We start from the raw sequence: 19,975 nt of genomic DNA on the forward strand, positions 1-19,975 counted from the left end.
CTGGTGACTGCTGCGCAGTCGTTCGCGGGCAAGCCTCGCTCCTACAGGTTTTGTGTCGATCAATTAAACGACGCGATCCCTGTAGGAGCGAGGCTTGCCCGCGAAGCTCTTAAAAGCTCATATCCACCTTGGTCCAGAGCGTGCGCCCCGGTTCGTTGATGGCTTGCGGATCATTGGCCGGGAAGCCGAAACCGGCGTTGCCGGCCAGGTTCAAGTGTTCGGCGTAAGCCTTGTTAAAGAGGTTGTCGACGCCACTGCTGACCTTCCAGTTCTTGTTGATCCGGTACGCACCGTTGAGCGAGAACACGCCGAATCCAGAGCTCGTGTCGAAGTCTTTGCCAACCACGTTGCCCTTGTTCTGGTCGATGCGGTTTTGCGCCGCAACCACCCGCCACAAGGCGCCAGCGCTCCAGTTGTCTTCGCTGTAGGTCAGGCCGAGACGGGCATCCAGCGGTGGCATCTGCGGCAGGGCGCTGCCGTCGCTGCTGTTCTTGCCCCAGGCGTAGGCCAGGGTCGCGTCGGCTTTCCAGTTGGCCGTCAGCTTGTAGGCCGCACCGAGTTCGCCGCCCATGATTCGCGCGTCGATGTTCTCGGCTTGCGAGGTCATGCCCATCATTCCCGGCGTATAGTTGAACAGGATGTAGTCACGCACCTGCCCGACGTAACCCGAGGCCCAGGCTTCGAGGTCTTCGGTCTTGTATTGCAGGCCGAAGTCGAGCTGGGTGGTTTTCTCCGGTTTGATCGAGTCGAACGCATTCACCGAACCGGCGGGGCCGGACTTGGGCGAAAACAGCTCCCAGTAATCCGGGAAACGCTGGGCGTGACCGAGGCCCGCATACAACGTGGTCGGGCTGTCGGCCAGGTCATGCTCGTAACGGACGAAACCGCTGGGCAAGGTGTCGGCGCGGGTGTCGTCGGCGGTCGGGTTCGGGCGGGCCATCATCCCGGAGCCAATGGTCTGCCGATAATCCTTGGCCGACGCGCGATCCAGGCGTGCACCGGTGATCAACCGATCACGGTCGGCGGCGTACCAGGTCAGTTCGCTGAACACGCCGTAGTTGTGGAAGTCGGCGTCCTTGTTGCGCGGCACATCCTTGTAGGCGTCGACGCCCATCGCGCTGCGTTGGCGGTGTTCGTTGGTCTGCGCATCCAGGCCACTGATCAGCTGCACATCGGCCCAACGCCAAGTGGCTTTGATCCGCGCGCCGAGGGTTCGACGGTCGACGTTGGAGGCCATGGGGCCGGCCATCATCCCGGTACCGGACGGCGTGCGCAGGGTGTAGTTGTCCATCACGTGGTCGGCGTAGTTGTAGTAGACCTGCGCCTCGACCTTATCCAATACCTCACCGATGTTTGACTGCTCGAAGCGCAGGCCCAGGCTTTCGCGCAAGAACTGCGAACCGTCCATGCCGCGCCCGGCGTAACGGGCTTCGCCATCGCCCTTGCCGGCGGTCAGTTCCAGCAGCGTGTCGGCGCTCGGGGTCCAGCCGACAGCGACGTCACCGTTCCACTTGTCATAGCGCGAGGGCACGGTGTCGTTGTTGCCGTCCTTGTAATCGTCGGAATGCGCGGTGTTGCCGATCACGCGCACGTAACCCAGCGGCCCACCGGCAGCGGCGTCCACCACTTTGTCGAAGCGGCCGTTGGAACCGGCCAGAACGCTGGCGTTCACCCGGGTGCCGAGTTCGCCGAAGCTTTCCGGCTCACGGTCGAACAGGATGGTGCCGGCCGATGCGCCGGGGCCCCAGAGCACGGTTTGCGGGCCTTTGATGACGGTGAGTTTGTCGTAGGTTTCCGGTGAGATATACGAGGTCGGCGCGTCCATCCGACCGGGGCAGGCGCCGAGCATCATGCTGCCGTTGGTGAGAATATTCAGTCGCGAGCCGAACATGCCGCGCAGCACCGGATCGCCGTTGGTGCCACCGTTGCGCACCAGCGCGAAGCCGGGGATGGTTTTCAGATAGTCGCCACCGTCGCTGGCCGGCACCGGTTGGCGCGGGTCCTTGGGGTTGGTGACGATGGTCAGCGGCGAACTCGGCGCAATGGCGGTGATCACCGTCGGGCTCAGTTCTTCGGTGTGGTCGGCGTGTTCATCGGCCAGCACCATCGGTGCCAGCAACAAGCCGCAAAGAACGGCCGTGGCGTGCCTGAAACGAACGCGAGATTCGTTCAGGGCAAAAGAAGCCTGGGCAGCGCCCAAACGTGTGTCAGCAGAAAACCTGGACATGACAATTTCCATCGAACAGTCGTAAACGACACGGCCGGCAGCCTGCGCAATCTCTGTGGGATCGAACCTCTGTGGTGAGGGGGCTCGCCCCCGTTGGGCCGCGAAGCGGCCCTAAAACCTGCGATCGCCGTGTATCAGGTACACGGCGTGCAACGTTTTACGACTGCTACGCAGCCGACCGGGGGCAAGCCCTCTCACCACACAGCTCGCTCCCACAGGTTGCTATGGCCATCTTGCGGACCGTGTGAGATCGGAGGTGGGTGTTTACGCGACGATGGGCGGTGCGCGGGTGCGGGCGCCGGGGAAGAAGGTTTGCCGGGCGTGGCCCAAGCGAGTGGCGAGAGTGGTGAAGGTGGTTGTCTGTGGACTGTCGAATGCAACGAAGGACTGGCCGCCGGTGAGCGCCGGGCAATTGAATAGCAAGCTGCAATAGCCGCATTTTTCCCAGAGTGCGTGATGGTCGGCTTTGGGTGGGCAGTGCTCGGCGGCGGCTTGCGCGCCATGCTCCATGGCCGACATGTCCATGGGCATGTCCATCGACATGCTCATGGACATTGAGGCGCGTTGATCCATCGGCATCGACTGAGAAATCAGCGGGCCGATAAAGATCATCAGCATGGCGAACAGGCTGATCCAGCTGCCACGCGTCAGGCTCATTGGCTGACGGCGGTGCACGGATGACCGGGTGCCAAGCGGGCGCATGGGCGTTTTCAACGTCGGCGATTACTGGGCGTGCATATGCTCATGCATGCCGTCCGGCGCCTTTTTCTGCACCGTGACATCGACTGTCACATCACCGGAATTTTCGAAGTGCATCGTCAGCGGGAAGCGCTTGCCGTCGCTCAACAGGCTGCGGTCTTTCAGCTCCAGCAGCATCACGTGATACGCCATCGGGGCGAAAGTGGCTTCGCCGCCAGCCGGAATTTCGACGCTTGGCACTTGCTGCATTTTCATCAGATCGTTTTGCATCACGTGCTCGTGCAACTCGGCAACGCCTGCGATCGGCGAGTCGACGCTCAACAGTCGGTCGGCGGTTTTGCCCTTGTTGTGAATCACGAAATACGCCGCGACGGTGGGCGCGTTGGGCGGCAACTCTTGCGACCATGGATGGGCGATCTCAAGCTCGTCAGCCTTGTATTCGTGAGCATTGGCAAAACAGGCAGGCAGCAGCAATACAGCCAGAACGATGAGTTTGTTCAACATGGCAGTTCTCCAGAACGATTCAAAACGCAGGTCAATTGCGAGAAGGAATCACACCAGAGGGGACGCGCGGGGGTTGAGACTCGGCCATTGCTGGCGCGGTGTCGGAATGTCGAGCGTGGCAGGCGGCAGGCTTCGATTGGCGTCGAAACGCGCGAAATACAACTGCGGCACATGCCCCGGCAACGCCACCAATGGCGCAGAGCCCGAGCAGCACCAGCAATGCTGCATGTTGGAATGATCGTCGCTCTGCGGAGCTTTCTGCTCGATATCGCCCAGGGAAATCGCCACCAGCCTGGTGCCGTTGGAAGAGCAGAAACTGCCCCACAACAATTGATCTACAGGCGATTTCGCCGTCTGCGCCATCGCTCCGGACATCGGCATGGCGAGCATGTTGAACAGCACTGCAAAGCAGGCGATCCAGGCAAATGCGAGCCGTTGTCGGGACATGAGGACAGATCCGGTTGAGTGGGCGATCAGGCGCGGCTATTTAGCCTGATCAGGGGCGATAAGTAAAAAGACCGCGTGCGGTGTGGTGTCGCAGTGCAATCAGAGAGCGCTGGCATGCAACCGCAGGCCTAATGCTTTCATCACTTTCATGATAGTCGCGAATTCCGGGTTGCCAGTGCTGCCCAATGCTTTGTAGAGACTCTCACGACCTAGCCCGGCATCACGGGCAATCTGTGTCATGCCTTTTGCACGCGCTATGTCGTTGAGTGCGGCACGTATGAGAACTCCGTCACCTGTATCTTCTTCAAAGCAGGCGTCCAGGTAAGCGGCCATTTCTTCTGGTGTTTTGAGAAACTCGGCGGCGTCGAATCGGGTGAATTGTTCGGCCATGACTTACTCCTCATTACCGATGTTTTGCGCCATTTGAAGAGCGCGCTTGATATCTCGTTTTTGAGTCGACTTGTCACCGCCCACCAGCAGCAGATAGACCACTGCCCCTCGACGAGTGAAATACATCCTGTAGCCGGGGCCGTAATGAACACGCATTTCATAAACAGCCTCGCCTATGGGTTCACAATCACCGAAATTACCGTGTTCGGCAGCTCGGAGCCTGGCGATAATGCGAGCTTTACCGATGATGTCTCTCAGCGAGTCGAGCCAATCGGCAAACGCACGAGATCGTTCGAAGTCGATCATATTGGATCGTATTCCTTGGGATACAAGTTGGCAAGCCACACTTTTCTCGGCCCAATGGGAGGCCTTACCCATGAGTGGCATGGGTGGTGTTGCTAGCCAGGATCAGGGGAATCGAATATAGAGTTGAAGCGCTTGCCGGGAACAGTCGGTCCTCTCCTGGAAAGTTGTCGGCAAAGTCGCAAGCTCGTGCAGGCTCAGGAAATGTCTGACACTGACAAAGCCGCCAAGACGTCATCCACCGCCCCAAACTCCCGCTCAACCCCCGGCAACACCGGCCGCTTCAACACCAGCACCGGTACTCCACGCTCCCGCGCCACTTCCAGTTTCGGCTCGGTGGCGGTGCTGCCGCTGTTCTTGCTGATCAGCACATCAATCTGCCGACGCTCGAACAGTTCGCGTTCATCCTCGATCAGAAACGGCCCACGCGCGCCGATCACTTCGCAGCGCTCATTCCCGGGATAAACATCCAACGCACGCAACGTCCAGAATTGCTCCGGCGGGATTTCGTGCAGGTGCTGCAATGGCTCGCGACCAAGGGTGAACAGCGGGCGGCGGAAGGGTTTCAGCGCTTCGATCAACTCGGCCCAGTCGCTGACTTCGCGCCAGTCATCCCCGGTTTGTGGTTGCCAGGCCGGGCGTCGCAAAGCCCAGCACGCAATGCCGCTCAACTTCGCAGCGGTGGCGGCGTTCTGGCTGATTTGCGCTGCGTAGGGATGGGTCGCATCCAGCAGCAGGTCGATGCCTTCATCGCGAATGAATTGCGCCAGACCTTCAGCGCCGCCATAGCCGCCAACCCGAACCTGGCAGTTCAGGTCCGTCGGCACGCGACCGACACCGGCCAGGCTATAGATGTGTTCCGGCCCCAGGGTTCGGGCGATGGCCAGGGCCTCCGTGACGCCGCCGAGTAACAACACGCGCTTCATGGAAAAACTCCTGCATGGCCGACAATCCCGCCCTGGCGATCGATGGCGAATACTTCGACCTGAACCTGCGCCGGTACCACGCTGCGGGCAAAGTCCAGGGCGTGCTGGCACACCGCGTCGCCGAGGGCGATCCCGGCAGCGCTGGCCATGGCCAACGCCTGCTGACTGGTATTGGCTTGGCGGATCGCCTGTTGCAACGTCTCATCGGCGCCAACCGCAGCCGCCCATTCGGCCAGTTGCGGCAGGTCGATGCTGGAATGCCGACTGTGCAGATCCATGTGCCCGGCCGCCAGTTTGCTGATTTTGCCGAAGCCGCCGCACAGGCTGAGTTTATCCACAGGCACTTTGCGCAAGTGCTTGAGCACCGCGCCGACGAAGTCGCCCATTTCGATCAGGGCGATTTCCGGCAAGTCGTAGACCCGGCGCATGGTGTCTTCGCTGGCGTTGCCGGTGCACGCGGCGATATGCAGGTAGCCATTGGTTTTGGCGACGTCGATGCCTTGGTGGATCGAGGCGATGTAGGCCGCGCAGGAGAAGGGGCGGACGATGCCGCTGGTGCCGAGAATCGACAAGCCGCCGAGAATCCCCAGTCGCGGGTTCATGGTTTTCAGCGCCAGCGCTTCACCGTCCTCGACGTTCACCGTGACCTCGAAGCCGCCCGTGTAATCAAGCTCCTCGGCCAGCAGCGTCAGGTGGTCGGTGATCATCTTGCGCGGCACCGGGTTGATCGCCGGTTCGCCGACGTTCAGCACCAGCCCGGGCCGGGTGACGGTGCCAACGCCACGGCCGGCGTTGAAGCGAATGCCCGGCTCACTGTGCAAGCGCACCTGGGAAAAGAGCAGGGCGCCGTGGGTCACGTCCGGGTCGTCGCCGGCGTCTTTGATCGTTCCGGCTTCGGCGCCGTCGTTCATCAACCGACAGAATTCCAGGCGCATCTGCACCCGTTTGCCTTTGGGCAGAATGATCTCGACGGCGTCCGCTTCGACACCACTGAGCAGCAGGCGTGCCGCGGCGAGGCTGGTGGCGGTGGCGCAGCTGCCAGTGGTCAGGCCGCTGCGCAGTGGTGCGGGTTGTTCGGCGGTTTCGTCACGCATCGAGGGGCTTCGTCACGTCCAGCAAAGTAATCGGCAGCGCCTGACGCCAGGTGTCGAACTCGCCCAGCGGTTGCGCCTGAGCGACGTGGATGCGGGTCAGTTCACCGCCATGCTGTTCGCGCCAGGCCATCAGGGTCACTTCGCTTTGCAGGGTGACGGCGTTGGCCACCAGTCGACCGCCGGGTTTGAGTTGCGCCCAACAAGTATCGAGTACGCCGTCGCGGGTGACGCCGCCACCGATGAAAATGGCGTCCGGGCGTTCGAGTCCGGTCAGGGCTTGGGGCGCGCTGCCGCGAATCAATTGCAGACCGGGTACGCCCAAGGCATCGCGGTTGTGTTCGATCAACAACTGCCGCCCTTCATCTGCTTCAATGGCCAGCGCCCGGCAACTCGGATGAGCGCGCATCCACTCGATGCCGATCGAACCGCTGCCAGCGCCGACGTCCCACAGCAGTTCCCCGGGGACCGGGGCGAGGCGCGCAAGGGTGATGGCGCGCACATCGCGCTTGGTCAGTTGGCCGTCATGCTGGAAGGCTGAGTCTGGCAGGCCCGCCAATCGGGACAGGCGCGGCGTGTTTGGTTCGGCGATGCATTCGATGGCGATCAGGTTCAGATCGGCAATCAGCGGGTCGTTCCAGTCGTTGGCGACGCCCTCGATGCGTCGTTCGGCTTCGCCGCCCAGATGTCCCAGCACGGTGAGGCGACTCGGCCCGAAACCACGTTCACGCAGCAGCGCCGCGATGGCCGCCGGACTCTGGCCGTCGTTGCTCAATACCAGCAAGCGCACTCCACTGAACAGATGGGCGTTGAGCGCGGCGACGGGGCGGGCGACCACCGACAGAGTCACCACATCCTGCAGCGGCCAACCCAGGCGAGCGGCCGCCAGCGACACGGAAGAGGGGGCGGGCAGGATCAGCATTTCCGCGCCGGGCAGTTGCCGCGCCAGGCTGGCGCCGACGCCAAAGAACATCGGGTCGCCGCTGGCCAGCACACAGATCGGCTCGCCACGCAGTGCCAGCAATGGTTCAAGGGAAAACGGACTAGGCCAGAGCTGGCGTTCGCCGCGAATGCACACGGGCAACAAATCCAGTTGCCGCTGGCCGCCGAAGATCCGCGAGGCGCCCAGCAGGGCGCGCCGGGCGTTTTTGCCCAGGCCCTTGAAGCCGTCTTCACCGATACCTACTACTGTCAGCCAGGGTGACATCTGCCGTCCTCAAAAAAAGTCCACAAACGGACTGTTCCGACGGGCAGGCTTTTCATGCCGTCGGACAAAGCAGGCATAATACCGCGCCTTCGCCCGCGAAGCGCCTTTCCCACACAGCCGGTCGCCCCTTTGAACGAACGCCCGATGTCTACCGCCTTACGCCCCTCGGCCTGCCCGGGGTTGCTGCGTATCGTCCCGGCGCTGGATGGCGGCATCTGTCGGATCAAATTGAACGGCGGCTCGATCAGCGCTGCCCAAGCTGAAGCGGTGGCCAGCGCGGCCGAACGGTTTGCCGGGGGCGTGATCGAGGCGACCAATCGGGCCAACCTGCAGATTCGCGGGATCGGCAGCGAACAGACGGCACTGATCGACAGCCTGCTCGCAGCAGGATTGGGCCCGCGTACCATGGCGGGCGACGATGTACGCAACCTGATGCTCAGCCCAAGCGCCGGGATTGATCGGCACATGCTCTTTGACACGCGTGCGCTGGCGGAACAGATCCTCACCAGCCTGCAAAGCCACGAACGTTTTCACCAGTTGAGCGCCAAGTTTGCCGTGCAACTCGACGGCGGCGAAGGCTTGGCAATGCTCGAGCATCCTCACGACCTTTGGTTGAGCGCCGTTGAGCAAGAGGGCGAGTGTGTGCTGGCCTTCGGTCTGGCGGGTTGCCCGACCCAGACTCCGTCGGGCGCGGTGCGACTGGAGGACGGCCATGCGCTGGTGATCGCGGTGCTGGAGCTATTCCTCGACCTGGCGCGTCCGGACCATACGCGCATGCGTCACCTGCTGACCGAATACCCGGTTGTGGGGTTTGTCGCTCAAGTGGCCGAACGTGTGCCGCTACTGTCCATCGTGAGCGGGTTGCGCGTTACGAACTCGAGCGTTCTGCACTCGAGCGTTCTACACATTGGCGCTCATCCTCAGCGTGAAACCGGCCGTGTCTATGTCGGCGCGACACCGCCTCTGGGCCGACTCGATTGCGCCATGCTCCGGGGTGCCGCACAACTGGCTCGCGAACGAGGTGACGGCAGCCTGCGTTTCACACCTTGGCAAAGCCTGTTGCTGCCAGATATCCACGAAGACGACGCCGCTCAAGTTATCCACAGCCTGGAAAATTTGGGCCTGCGCTGTTCAGCAGACGATGCCTTGGCGCATCTGATTGCCTGCACCGGTTCGGCGGGTTGCGGCAAAGGCCTGTCCGACACCAAAGGCGATGCGCTGCAACTGGCGACGTTGTTGCAACGTCACGGCCAAGTCTTAGATGTGCATTTGTCTGGCTGCGCGCGTTCCTGCGCGGCGGCACACATCACGCCAGCGACTTTGCTGGCAGTCTCACCTGGTCACTACGACCTCTATTTTCGCGATGCGGCGCAGCCGGGCTTCGGCGCGCTGCACGCACGCAATCTTACTATTGAAGCGGTCGCAGCCTTGCTCGACGCCCGCTCACGGAGCCCCCTTGATGCTTGATTACATCCGCGACGGTCAGGAGATCTATCGCAACTCCTTCGCGATCATTCGCAGCGAGGCCAACCTTTCGCGCATCCCGGCTGATCTGGAAAAACTCGCGGTGCGGGTGATCCACGCTTGCGGCATGGTCGAGGCCATCGACGGGCTGCAATTTTCCGAAGGCGCCGGCAAGGCCGGGCGTGATGCGCTGGCAGCTGGCGCGCCGATTCTGTGCGACGCGCGGATGGTCAGCGAAGGCGTGACCCGTGCGCGTTTGCCTGCCAACAATCCGGTGATTTGCACCCTGCGCGACGACAGCGTCCCGGAGCTTGCCCGTGAGTTGGGCAACACCCGTTCCGCCGCCGCGCTGGAACTGTGGCGCCCGCATCTGGAAGGCAGCGTGGTGGTGATCGGTAATGCGCCGACCGCACTGTTTTATCTGCTGGAAATGCTCGACGCCGGCGCCCCGAAACCGGCGCTGATCCTTGGCTTCCCGGTGGGCTTCGTCGGCGCCGCCGAATCCAAGGCGATGCTCGCGGCGGACAGCCGTGGCGTGCCTTTCGTCATCATGCAAGGCCGGCTGGGCGGTAGCGCCATGGCCGCCGCCGCCGTCAACGCCCTCACCACGGAGATCGAATGATGCAGCAACCTGGACGTTTGATTGGCCTGGGCGTCGGCCCCGGTGATCCGGAACTGATTACCGTCAAAGCCTTGCGCCTGCTGCGCGAATCGCCGGTGGTGGCGTACTTCGTCGCCAAGGGCAAGAAAGGCAACGCCTTCGGCATTATCGAAGCGCATTTGCAGGACGCACAAACCCTGCTGCCGCTGGTTTATCCGGTGACCACCGAAGCGCTGCCGGCGCCGTTGTCGTACGAACAAGTGATCAGCGATTTCTACGATGCGGCTGGCGAACAACTCGCCGCGCATCTGGACGCCGGCCGTGACGTGGCGGTGATCTGCGAAGGCGATCCGTTCTTCTACGGCTCCTACATGTATCTGCACGATCGCCTGGCCGAACGCTATGAAGCCGAAGTCGTGCCGGGCGTCTGCTCGATGCTCGGCGGTGCGTCGGTACTCGGCGCACCGCTGGTGTATCGCAATCAGAGCCTGTCGGTGTTGTCGGGCGTGTTGCCCCACGAAGACCTCAAGCGGCGACTGGCCGATGCCGATGCGGCGGTGATCATGAAACTGGGGCGCAACTTCCCCAAGGTCCGTCAGGTATTGGAAGAACTCGGTCTGGCGGAGCGTGCGCTGTACGTCGAGCGCGCGACCATGGCCAATCAGAAAATCGTGCCGCTGGATCAGGTCGAGCCGATGTCCTCGCCGTATTTCTCGCTGATCATCGTTCCCGGTGAAAGGTGGCAAGGCTGATGGCCCACTCCGCTCCGGCGATTGTCATTCTCGGCAATGGTAGCCTCGCCACCGCGCGCAAGATTCAACAGGTGTATCCGGGCGCGCTGATCCATGGGTTGGCCGAACGGGTCGACGGCGCGGACCGTGTTTATCACGAGTTCGGCGCAACCCTGCGCGAACTTTATCAACAGGACACGCCAATCATCGCGCTGTGCGCCGCCGGGATTGTGATCCGCACCCTGGCGCCGTTGCTGCTGGAAAAAGGTGCCGAGCCACCGGTGCTGGCCGTGGCCGAAGACGGCAGCGCCGTGGTGCCGCTGCTCGGCGGCCTCGGTGGGGTGAATGTCATGGCGCGCGAGATTGCCGCCGGCCTCGACGTCGCGGCGGCGATTACCACCAGCGGTGAGCTGCGTTTCGGCACGTGCCTGCTCAATCCACCCAGCGGCTATGCCTTGGGCGATCTGGAGCTGGGCAAGCGCTTTGTCTCGGACTTGCTGGCTGGCGAACACGTGCGCATCGAAGGCGCGGCGCCCTGGTTGGCGCAAGCACAGTTACCGCAAGATCCCGAGGCTCATTTGTCGATCCATGTCGGCAGCGCGGAACGAACGCCAGCCACCAATGAACTGTTGATCTACCCGCGCAGTGTGTTGTTGGCGGTCAGCGCCAGTGTGGCGGATTTGCCCCAGGCGATTCGCGCGGCACTACGTCAGGCGCGAGTCGCCGTTCAATCGCTGGCGTGCTTGCTGGCGCCGGTCACTGATATGGCCAACTCGACGTTGCGCGAAGCGGCGCTTGAGTTGGGTGTGCCGCTGCGCTTTGCGTCACCCGCCAGCGATGCCAGCGAGTTGGCCCGTGGGGCAGTTCCCGGTGCGACGATTGTTCCGGTCGACGCGAACCTGGCGCTGGCCATCGCCAAACAGCCTCTGGACGTCGCGCAGATCGGCCAGCCACGCGGGCGACTGGCGGTAATCGGGCTGGGTCCGGGCGCTGCCGAACTGATGGTGCCTGCGGTGAAGGCCGAACTGGCCAGAGCCACTGATGTGCTCGGTTATGAAACCTATGTGCGCATGGCCGGCCCGTTTCGCCCGGATCAAGTGCTGCACTGCACCGACAACCGCGAAGAAATGCAGCGTGCCCGTCACGCCTTCGAACTGGCAGCCCAGGGGCGGTCGGTGATTGTGGTCTCGTCCGGTGACCCCGGCGTGTTCGCCATGGCGGCCGCGGTGTTGGAAGCCTTGCATGAGTCGAGTGACCCGGCCTGGCACAGCGTCGATCTGGAGATTCTGCCGGGGGTTTCCGCTTCGCTGGCGACGGCTGCTCAGGCCGGTGCGCCGTTGGGGCATGACTTCTGCGTGATGTCGCTGTCGGACAACCTCAAGCCGTGGTCGATCATCGAGAAGCGTCTGGACCTGGCCGCCGAAGCTGATCTGGCGCTGGCTTTCTATAACCCGATATCCCGTTCTCGGCCGTGGCAGTTGGGCCGTGCTCTGGAAATCGTCGCACAGCACCGTACGCCGCAAACCCCGGTGGTTCTGGGCCGTGATATCGGTCGGCCCGGCCAGACGCTGCGGGTCACTACCCTCGGAGCGCTCACGCCGGAGCAAGTGGACATGCGCACCATGGTGCTGATCGGCTCGTCCACCACATGTGTGTTCCCCCGCGCTGAAGGCGGCGACTGGGTGTACACACCGCGCTGGTATGGCAACAAACCCCTCTGCTGAACCCTGGCGGCCCGCTCGGGCCGCCTCCATCACCTCAGTCCGTTTATTCCCCTCGATTGTTTCGGCATTTGTGTGTGTAAGCCTATTCGGTTGTTTGAGTGGGATTTTGTCGTCTGCCACGAAGAATTTTTATTCTGCCTTGTCGGAAGTTCTACTTTGATGCCAGGATTTTTCAGGGTGTGACGAATCATGATTTCAGGCGGTTGTTATAAGGTCGGGGCTATAAAGGGTTTTCCGGAGTTCTGACTTGTATGTCATGGGTAAACGAATAAAAGTGCATAAATCTGTAACGCGGAGTGTAGTGTTTGTTTTGTAATTAATTGAATTCCTTGTTGCTTGAGTCGCATCGGGCGGCGGGTTAGTTTTAATTGTGATTTGTTGGTGTTAGTTGGTTGTTGAGGAATTATGCAGCGCTTTAGTGATAGCTGGCGCTTGGTCGGATAGCTACTTTCGTTGATTCTGTTTAAATCAGGTAAAGGCCCGAGTGGTACGTGCACTTGAGGCGTCATCATTGTCTAGAGTCGATCCCGGCTATTTGCACACAATAAATGGAAGTGTTGTTTATGAGTGAATCTAAGTTTTTGTTTGCGGGTGGCTATGTCAATTTTGTGGATTTGTTCCAACGGGTGGATCTTGAACAGGCATTAATATCGCACAAGGGCACTGATCAATATGACGCGGTGTTTCGCTATTACTTGGGTTGTATCGATTCACTGGGTTCTCCACAACTGTTGGAGCCGTTAGGGCTGCTAAAACAAGCATTGGGGGCTTTGGAGGGAGGTAGCCGCCGGCGCCGTGCGGCAGAGTCGGAGCCACCCTTGAATGGTGGTGCCGAGGCTGATGATTTGGCGCAAATCTACAACAAAGTAGAGGGATTCGAAGCGCGCCTGCACAACAGCCTTGAGCAACGGAAGACACCTGCCACCGAAGTACCGAAAAATCTGCATTTTGTCTGGCTTGGCGGCGGCGTCGGGGCGATTCAGCGCGACTACATCAACATTTGGAAGCAGGTGATGGCCAAGGAAGGCTACGGGCTGAATGTCTGGTATGACAGCGATGGGTTACTGGTTCACGAAACCAATCGAATCATTGTCGAGGCAGCAAAGGCTGATGTGCTGTCCGGCGAAGGACGGGTTGCCTCCGGCCATGATTTGGCCGATCGGTATGAAGAGCGAGCCACTGCGTTGAAGCGCCAGATGTACAGGCACATCAATCAGGCGACCGAACGCGGTAAAAGTGCTGATGAGGCGCGAATGGACTTGCTGGTTCGCGGCTACGGTCAGGACGAGGTAACCCTGCGTGCGTTGAGGGATAAAAACGCTCAACTCATGGCCAACCTCAATGAAGAGGGTATGCGGTTGCGCGATGTTCATGAACTCCGGGCATTTTCGCGACTGGAGGATTTCTATAACCGTGAAATGTCCTTGCGCGGCAATCTCGCCGCCGCTTCGGACATTGTGCGGGTGCTGGTGGAACATGGCGAGGGCGGCATCTACAACGACGTGGATTTCTTGCCGCCGCTTGCTCGGAACCTGGCTGGTATTGACGTTAACCAACTAAAGTTCGACGCACAGCTAGGTGTCTTGCAACTGTTGCTGGACCACAATCCTCACTGGATGCCAGGTCGCCAGACGCTGCGCAGTCGTTACACCGACTACTCTGGGCAAATCCCGGCGGCGCATCGCGATGCGCTGGAAAGATTTGCCAAAAGCGCACCTTCGTTAGAACAGGTGTTTGTTCCATTCGAGAATCGCAATGTTCGGCCCGACAGTTTGCGGTTGGCGATGATCGACAATGGCGAGTCCAATGCACTGATTATTAGCCATCCGGGGTCGGCGGCGCTGGAAGCCATTATCGAGCGCTTCGAGATCCACCTGCATGTACTGCTAGCGGTTGAACTCGAGGCCGACAAGCGCAAAATCAAACTCTACGATGCCAATGGCATTTATGAGCTAACGGAGGAAGTACTCAGGGACAAATTCGATATCTTCGACCAAAAAGCCGGCAGCGATGATTATCGGGCCAGTAACTTGTGTAAGGGGGTCGCCGATTACTTCAGTGACGGCATCCGCCCCAACGCCGAGGGCTCGATATTCTTGACAGGACCGGGGGCTGTGCGCGCTGGTTTGTCGGACTTCGAAAGTCAGCTCTTGACCCCAAGGGGGGCTGATGCATCTCGGGAAGCCGTACGGTTGCACACCGGGTTCAACAACGCTACGGAGGAGGATAGAGATCACTCGTGGAAAGAAAACGCTGAAAATGCGGAGGTCTGGTTCGAAGCGGAAAAGAAACGCTGGACCGACGGCGAACTGAAAGCCCGTTACACAGGAAACATGGCTCAATTGCTCAAGCACCAGAGCATTGATTTCGAGGAAGGCTGGCCGGTAATCGAGGGCCGCCATGTGCTGTCCACCGAGCTGTTGCAGCATCTGGCCGATGAGCTGGGCGAGCCGTTCATGCGGACGATGAATCGTAGCCATGACGGTGCGGTGACCTTCGACAAGGCTGTACCCCTGAGCTTCGATGACCGCCAGTCGATCCTCGCTCAAAGCACCGGTGCGCTGCCGCCTGTATCATTGAGCGATCCGCAGACACAACAGTTGCCTATCGATGAACTCTTGAGCCGACTCGCCAAGGGTAGCCTCGAAGTCGCTCAGTTGAGCCCCTTGCAGCGTCTGCTGCTCGGCGCCTTGACCGGTGTGCAGGCATTGGATAATCGCAGCTTCGACACGGTTCGTCCGCAGCTGGATAACCTGGCCAACAGCTTCAGCGAACTAGGCGCGGCGGGCCGCTACGCGACGATCGAACACGCACTGTATCAACGCCAGGCTCCCGGGTTTCTGGCCGGGCTTGCCAGCCCTGTCGATCATCCGCCAGCGCTTTCCGAGACCGCATTGGGGCTGAAGAAAAACGCGCTTGAGCAACCTTTGACGCTGCGCCTGTGGGGCAAGCATGTGGCCCGAATCCAGCAGGTGGCGAAACTCGAATACCGTGACCAGATTGTCGAGCGCCTCGGTATTGTTCTGGACGGTTTTGAAGCGGGCACCATCAAGCTTGTCCCGCAGGATTTACTGCTTCAGGGCGCCGGTGACAGGGTGGGGGGGCGTTGTTATCCACTGGCCCTGGTGATGGCGGCAGCCTTGTCGGAGGGGAAGGCCGCGGCCAACATTCTGCGCGAGCGATTCTATCTGGGGGTTATCGAGCCGCAAGGGAGTGATTCAGCGATCTTTTTGCACAGCCTGGAGGCGTTGCGCGGTGTGCAGATCAGCGAGGTGGGCAACGCGCTGGCGCGTTCGGATCTGAATCAGGTCGTGGACATTCTGCAAGCCAGAACCGCTACCAGTACGCTGATGCTCAACTCCGATAATCACGCCATGCTGGTGGCCAAAACCATCGAGGGCGAACGCAGCACTTATCACTTCTACGATCCGAATTTTGGCGTATTCGAGTTCGAACATCCGACCCAGTTCAGACAGGCGTTGGAACAGTTCTTCCTCCGACAGGGGATGGCCAGGCATTACGCGGCCTATGGCGATGCGGCGCGTCCGACCTTCGATCTGATCGAACTGGAAGGCGCGCGGGTGTCGGGAGTGGCATTGCCTGGCGCAACTCCGGTCTCGGAACTGCTGCAACCCGGCACCTTGGCGGGACAGTCGCAACGCCCTGTCAGGCAGCGTCTGGCCAGTGCCCGCGGACAATCATTGATGAGTAACCCTCGCCTGGGCAGTTGTCTGCTGGCGCTGGACAGTCATTGGTGGGCGCAACAGATCGCGCAAGTGACGACCCACCTCCGGCAGCAGAATCAGCTGGCACCACAGCTTGTGCCGCTGTTCGAAACCCTGGAAATCACGCCGGACGGGATGTACCGGATGAGCCTGATCGACCCTGCAAATCCTGAGCATGTGGTACGAGTCATCACTGAGGACCATCGACTCTTACGTATTAAGAATTACCTCTCGGAACGTTTTTCAGCCTTGGCCAACAAATCGTCCGCCCCGGGCGATCCTGTCGATCCCACCGATGTTGGTAGCGTCCACACCCTGAACGCCGGCTTCGCCATACAAGCGCTGATGAACGCATTGAGAGGGCAGGAAGGGCCTGACCGGCCGCTGACCCTGGCAGTCCGGTTACACGCCTATGTCAATTACGCGCAACTGGTGCATGGCAATGTGGTCGATGTAGCGGGTCTGGTAAGCCTGGTTCGGCAGGCACTGGCTGAAGAGAAACTGATCGCCCATACCGTCGCGCCAGTGGTCAGAGCGGCTGTGGGGCCGAGCGTGGGCGAAGCGACAGGGGGACTGTTGCAGCTGGCGAATGTCGGGTTTGACATCTACCAGTTGGCGACTGCGCAAAGCGATGTCGAACGTGCCCGGTTCGGGACGCAACTGACTTTCGACTCGGCCAGTCTGGTGTTGTCGGTGGGCGCTTATGCTGTCGGTGTCACAACCGCTGGGGCGTTTCTGGGCGGGGCTGCGGTGATTCTGGCAGGGTTGGCGGTGGGGGTGGCGGCACTGGCTCAGGGTTTTGCTGTCATTGCCGAAGAAGCCAAACAGGTCGGGCTGTTTTTCGATGAAATCGAGAAGGCCCATCGCCAAGCCTGTCGATTCGACAGCGCTTTGGACGCGTGGATAACGCGCTCGTCGTTGATCGTTCAGACGCTGGATCTGGTCGCCGGCAAACTGCTGCTCGACAGCCCCAAGCTATACCCGCTTCGCGATCATTTCGGGGTGCCGACCTTTGATGGCGATTACGAGCGGGCGATCAATATTCGTCGAGAACTGGGTCTGCCCGGTCACATAACATTCACTCCATCCGCCGGGCAGGTCATTGTGCTGCCCTGCACACCGCAAACCTGTTATGGCTATGAGTACAAGGCGCTGCCCTTCGCTACGCTGCGCCATGACACCGGGTTCGACACGGCCCGACGCCTGGAGAAAAGGAAAGCGGATGGCGATCGTCTGTTTCTGTTTTCCTTCTATTCATTTCCCAGCGAGTACATCCTCTATCGCCTGTTCCCGGTCTATCGACCAACAGTGATCAATGTGCTGCTCGATGCTGTCGAGCGCTCACTGGTAGTGCCTGTTCTGCCCCCGATCTGGCACGGAAAAGTCACCTATCAGATCCGGGGAGCCGGTAAACAATGCGCATTGGCGCTCAATCCTGGGGTGAGCCTGACACTCGATTCAGCCAGCGGCACCTCGCGATGGGTGCTGGAGGCGTCCTGGGCCAGCGAGCAAGACGTTGTTCTGGGGGGGGCGGCAGGCCTGCAGATCGGCACCGTCAAGGTGGAGTTCACAGGCAGAGGTCTTCACGATGTCCTGATCCGGATCGCCAACAATCAGCTGTTCCAGCTTGCACGCGGGAAACAGCAGATGAGCCTCGTCGAGCAGGATGTGCCATTGGGCATGGGTCGGCAGGCGTTGCAGGAGCATTTCAAGGTTCTGGCTCGAGAACATCGTTTGGTGATGCCGTATACGCCGGTTCATCACTATCTGATTCCGTTCGAGAAACCGGACGAGCCCCGGTACACGACGGCCTGGTACGACGCGAAGGAGGATCGTTTCCTGTACATCCGTAGCGAGGAGGTAGGAGCCGCCGATGAAGCACTGCTGGGGACGGTGGCAAGCGGCTACGCCTATTTCTACGAACCGCAGAATTACGAAATATGGCAAGTCGACGCGGTAACCGGGCTGCTCAGTCACCGTTATCGGTTGCTGCTCAAAAACACGGCAGCCACCATCACGAGTGTCGAGGCCGATGCGCAGGGGGTGATTCACGTCGTACAGGAAATCGCTCGCGAGAATCAGGGCAGCGATGTACTGGTCTACGTGATCCATGACGGGCAACTGCTGCTGAGTTCGGTCACCCGCGACATGGATCCGGCGCTGGAATCGGTTTTCAGTGCCAGCGACACACTGGCCGACTGGTCGCAGGTACTGGGCCGCTATTACACCTTTACGCCTGTCACTGCCGATCACACCTCTGTCACTGTCGACTGGCAGCCGGCACCCTTTGTTTCGGTCTGCTGGACGTTCGAAGCGAACACACGGGACATGGCTTGGGTTCGTCACAGTGACCACCTGATCATCCGTCCTTCTCCATGGCTTCATCGTGGGCGCGGCTGGGCCGATTCGATCAAGAACATGACTGATCTGACATTGCTCACACCGGCGGACGGCAGCGATGTGTTTGTCATCTACGACAGGCTCAAGCAGCAGCTGTGCCGCAAACAACGTACCTTGGTGGCAGGCAAAGGGCATTGGTCCCATACGTGGGAACAGCCCAGGGAGCTGGAGAATGTCGTGGCTGTCGAAGGCGGGTACCTGGCGCTGACGTCGCAGGGGCTGTTTTTCAACCTGACGCCCCAGGGGTATCTGGAGCTGGGTGGCCTTGGCGAGTCGTGGTTCAAGGATCGGATGCACTGGTGGTCCGCATTGGAACCGCTTGCCCGGCAACACGCAGCCGAGCGTTTTGCCCTGGTCGGCCTGAGCAACTTCAGCGGCGACGCGAGGTTGTGCGCCTGGTACGTCGGCAATCGATTGTTGCTGGCTGATCTGGGCCATGGAAAAGAAGTGCGCCTGCTCAGCGTTACCCCTGATAGCGAGGCGGCCTGGTTATTCGATGTTTCGAACGGCGAAGTCTATCGTCAGGCGTTCATCGACCCGCAGAGGCTGGAGCCTGCGTTCGGCCAAGGCTCGCGATTGCTGGTGGCCGACGCGCTACCCGCCGCCGAGCGTGCATGGGCGCCCTGGCAGTTTGCCGAGGTGACGGTTGAGGACGCCGGACTGCGAGGTACCACACTTGAAGGCGTGGTGTTCGAGCTACGTGATCAAGAACCGGCATTGATCACCGGCGTCACCCATGAATGGGTCATGACTCAGGGGGAGCGACCGTACCAAGGCCTCAAACAATTGACGGACAGCCAACCTCATGCCGCGCTGCTGTCGGTAGAGGACGCCGGCAGTCTGATGTGGTTCGTAGTCGATACCGCACGTGTGATTCGGGTGCCAAAGGCCGCGATTCCGGAGTCCTTCGAACTGTTGGGAACGCAACAGCAGACCAACGTATTGCTTCATGAAGACAAGGATGGAATGTTGCTGACCTACCCGGACATGGGGCATGCGGGACCACTCGGTTATGTCCGGCGTAATGCCGAAGTCATGGTTATTGAAGGCCAGATGAAAGTCGACGATGTTCTGCCGTTGATGCCGGACGATGTCACGACCCTGATCCTGCGCGTGGGGCAAGGTGCGGTAAGTTACCGGTTGTCGAAGGCTGCCTGGCTGAGGCTTGAGTCGGTCATTCTCGATTGCCGGCATTCGCTGGGCAATGCGCAAACGATTCCCGGCAAATTGATCTGGGAGCTGGAAAATCCTGAAAAGCTGTTGCTGAGCATCGTTCAGGAACACCTGGTGATCATTGACCCGGACAGCGGGCACAGTGTGATCTTTCGTGAAGTGTATGCGACGGATTTCAACTTGCGCGGCGAAGTCTTGCTCGGGTTCGAAGGGCATCGACCTTATAGCGTTTCGACACTGGTGCAGAGGCTGGTCGCTCGGCAGAGCCTGCATGACAGTGCAACGCTGGGTGAACTTCTAACGGTATCGAATGTTGAGTTGGAAAACAGCCTGGTGGGTTGATCACCGGCTGTTGTCTGCGAT

At 60.5% G+C, this 19,975-nt stretch carries 14 protein-coding genes; 5 read left to right on the forward strand and 9 right to left on the reverse strand.

The genetic code is table 11. From position 1 onward, the window contains the following. Positions 1 to 109: 109 nt before the first annotated feature. The 9 genes from PMI30_RS11175 to PMI30_RS11135 form a co-directional block, all read right to left on the reverse strand. The gene (locus PMI30_RS11175) at positions 110 to 2,227 is read right to left on the reverse strand and encodes a TonB-dependent copper receptor (protein ID WP_008011197.1); all 2,118 of its coding nucleotides are present in this window, start codon (positions 2,225 to 2,227) and stop codon (positions 110 to 112) included. Positions 2,228 to 2,491: 264 nt separating this feature from the next. Next, on the reverse strand, positions 2,492 to 2,929 hold the full coding sequence (locus PMI30_RS11170; RefSeq protein WP_008011198.1) for a DUF2946 domain-containing protein: 438 nt from the start codon (positions 2,927 to 2,929) through the stop codon (positions 2,492 to 2,494). 21 nt (positions 2,930 to 2,950) lie between these two features. Beyond that, positions 2,951 to 3,430, reverse strand: a complete 480-nt coding sequence (locus PMI30_RS11165; protein ID WP_008011201.1) for a copper chaperone PCu(A)C — start codon at positions 3,428 to 3,430, stop codon at positions 2,951 to 2,953. Between the two features lie 48 nt (positions 3,431 to 3,478). After that, entirely contained in the window at positions 3,479 to 3,877 is a 399-nt protein-coding gene (locus PMI30_RS11160; protein ID WP_008011202.1) for a DUF2946 domain-containing protein, read from the reverse strand. Between the two features lie 99 nt (positions 3,878 to 3,976). Further along, positions 3,977 to 4,267, reverse strand: a complete 291-nt coding sequence (locus tag PMI30_RS11155; RefSeq protein WP_008011204.1) for an addiction module antidote protein — start codon at positions 4,265 to 4,267, stop codon at positions 3,977 to 3,979. Between the two features lie 3 nt (positions 4,268 to 4,270). Further along, a complete protein-coding gene (locus PMI30_RS11150) occupies positions 4,271 to 4,573 on the reverse strand; it encodes a type II toxin-antitoxin system RelE/ParE family toxin (RefSeq protein ID WP_008011206.1) in 303 nt (100 codons plus the stop codon). A gap of 194 nt (positions 4,574 to 4,767) precedes the next feature. After that, entirely contained in the window at positions 4,768 to 5,496 is a 729-nt protein-coding gene (locus PMI30_RS11145) for a cobalt-precorrin-6A reductase (protein ID WP_008011208.1), read from the reverse strand. After that, a complete protein-coding gene (locus PMI30_RS11140; protein ID WP_008011209.1) occupies positions 5,493 to 6,590 on the reverse strand; it encodes a cobalt-precorrin-5B (C(1))-methyltransferase in 1,098 nt (365 codons plus the stop codon). The genes PMI30_RS11145 and PMI30_RS11140 overlap by 4 nt, the downstream gene beginning before the upstream one ends. After that, complete coding sequence (locus PMI30_RS11135) at positions 6,583 to 7,794, reverse strand: bifunctional cobalt-precorrin-7 (C(5))-methyltransferase/cobalt-precorrin-6B (C(15))-methyltransferase (RefSeq protein ID WP_008011211.1); 1,212 nt, start codon at positions 7,792 to 7,794, stop codon at positions 6,583 to 6,585. Before PMI30_RS11135 ends, PMI30_RS11140 begins: the two co-directional genes overlap by 8 nt. A 144-nt stretch (positions 7,795 to 7,938) precedes the next feature. On the opposite strand from PMI30_RS11135, the gene cobG reads away from it, so the two are divergent. From cobG to PMI30_RS11110, 5 genes are all read left to right on the forward strand, one after another. Continuing rightward, positions 7,939 to 9,261, forward strand: a complete 1,323-nt coding sequence (gene cobG / locus PMI30_RS11130; RefSeq protein WP_032835686.1) for a precorrin-3B synthase — start codon at positions 7,939 to 7,941, stop codon at positions 9,259 to 9,261. Next, positions 9,254 to 9,880, forward strand: a complete 627-nt coding sequence (locus tag PMI30_RS11125; RefSeq protein WP_008011216.1) for a precorrin-8X methylmutase — start codon at positions 9,254 to 9,256, stop codon at positions 9,878 to 9,880. Before cobG ends, PMI30_RS11125 begins: the two co-directional genes overlap by 8 nt. Beyond that, positions 9,880 to 10,611 carry a precorrin-2 C(20)-methyltransferase gene (locus PMI30_RS11120; RefSeq protein ID WP_030128260.1) on the forward strand — a complete coding sequence of 244 codons (732 nt, stop codon included), beginning with the start codon at positions 9,880 to 9,882 and terminating at the stop codon, positions 10,609 to 10,611. Before PMI30_RS11125 ends, PMI30_RS11120 begins: the two co-directional genes overlap by 1 nt. Further along, positions 10,611 to 12,314 carry a precorrin-3B C(17)-methyltransferase gene (gene cobJ / locus PMI30_RS11115; protein ID WP_008011217.1) on the forward strand — a complete coding sequence of 568 codons (1,704 nt, stop codon included), beginning with the start codon at positions 10,611 to 10,613 and terminating at the stop codon, positions 12,312 to 12,314. The genes PMI30_RS11120 and cobJ overlap by 1 nt, the downstream gene beginning before the upstream one ends. A 563-nt stretch (positions 12,315 to 12,877) precedes the next feature. Continuing rightward, positions 12,878 to 19,954, forward strand: a complete 7,077-nt coding sequence (locus PMI30_RS11110; RefSeq protein ID WP_008011219.1) for a TcdA/TcdB pore-forming domain-containing protein — start codon at positions 12,878 to 12,880, stop codon at positions 19,952 to 19,954. The last annotated feature ends 21 nt before the right edge of the window (positions 19,955 to 19,975 follow it).

It is taken from the genome of Pseudomonas sp. GM50, from assembly GCF_000282375.1.
Taxonomy (GTDB): Bacteria; Pseudomonadota; Gammaproteobacteria; order Pseudomonadales; family Pseudomonadaceae; genus Aquipseudomonas.

Excerpts from the sequence above, each read along its gene's own strand:
- PMI30_RS11175 (WP_008011197.1), bottom strand. The coding sequence starts at position 2,227 with ATGTCCAGGTTTTCTGCTGACACACGTTTGGGCGCTGCCCAGGCTTCT.
- PMI30_RS11170 (WP_008011198.1), bottom strand. The coding sequence starts at position 2,929 with ATGCGCCCGCTTGGCACCCGGTCATCCGTGCACCGCCGTCAGCCAATG.
- PMI30_RS11165 (WP_008011201.1), bottom strand. The coding sequence starts at position 3,430 with ATGTTGAACAAACTCATCGTTCTGGCTGTATTGCTGCTGCCTGCCTGT.
- PMI30_RS11160 (WP_008011202.1), bottom strand. The coding sequence starts at position 3,877 with ATGTCCCGACAACGGCTCGCATTTGCCTGGATCGCCTGCTTTGCAGTG.
- PMI30_RS11155 (WP_008011204.1), bottom strand. The coding sequence starts at position 4,267 with ATGGCCGAACAATTCACCCGATTCGACGCCGCCGAGTTTCTCAAAACA.
- PMI30_RS11150 (WP_008011206.1), bottom strand. The coding sequence starts at position 4,573 with ATGATCGACTTCGAACGATCTCGTGCGTTTGCCGATTGGCTCGACTCG.
- PMI30_RS11145 (WP_008011208.1), bottom strand. The coding sequence starts at position 5,496 with ATGAAGCGCGTGTTGTTACTCGGCGGCGTCACGGAGGCCCTGGCCATC.
- PMI30_RS11140 (WP_008011209.1), bottom strand. The coding sequence starts at position 6,590 with ATGCGTGACGAAACCGCCGAACAACCCGCACCACTGCGCAGCGGCCTG.
- PMI30_RS11135 (WP_008011211.1), bottom strand. The coding sequence starts at position 7,794 with ATGTCACCCTGGCTGACAGTAGTAGGTATCGGTGAAGACGGCTTCAAG.
- cobG (WP_032835686.1), top strand. The coding sequence starts at position 7,939 with ATGTCTACCGCCTTACGCCCCTCGGCCTGCCCGGGGTTGCTGCGTATC.
- PMI30_RS11125 (WP_008011216.1), top strand. The coding sequence starts at position 9,254 with ATGCTTGATTACATCCGCGACGGTCAGGAGATCTATCGCAACTCCTTC.
- PMI30_RS11120 (WP_030128260.1), top strand. The coding sequence starts at position 9,880 with ATGCAGCAACCTGGACGTTTGATTGGCCTGGGCGTCGGCCCCGGTGAT.
- cobJ (WP_008011217.1), top strand. The coding sequence starts at position 10,611 with ATGGCCCACTCCGCTCCGGCGATTGTCATTCTCGGCAATGGTAGCCTC.
- PMI30_RS11110 (WP_008011219.1), top strand. The coding sequence starts at position 12,878 with ATGAGTGAATCTAAGTTTTTGTTTGCGGGTGGCTATGTCAATTTTGTG.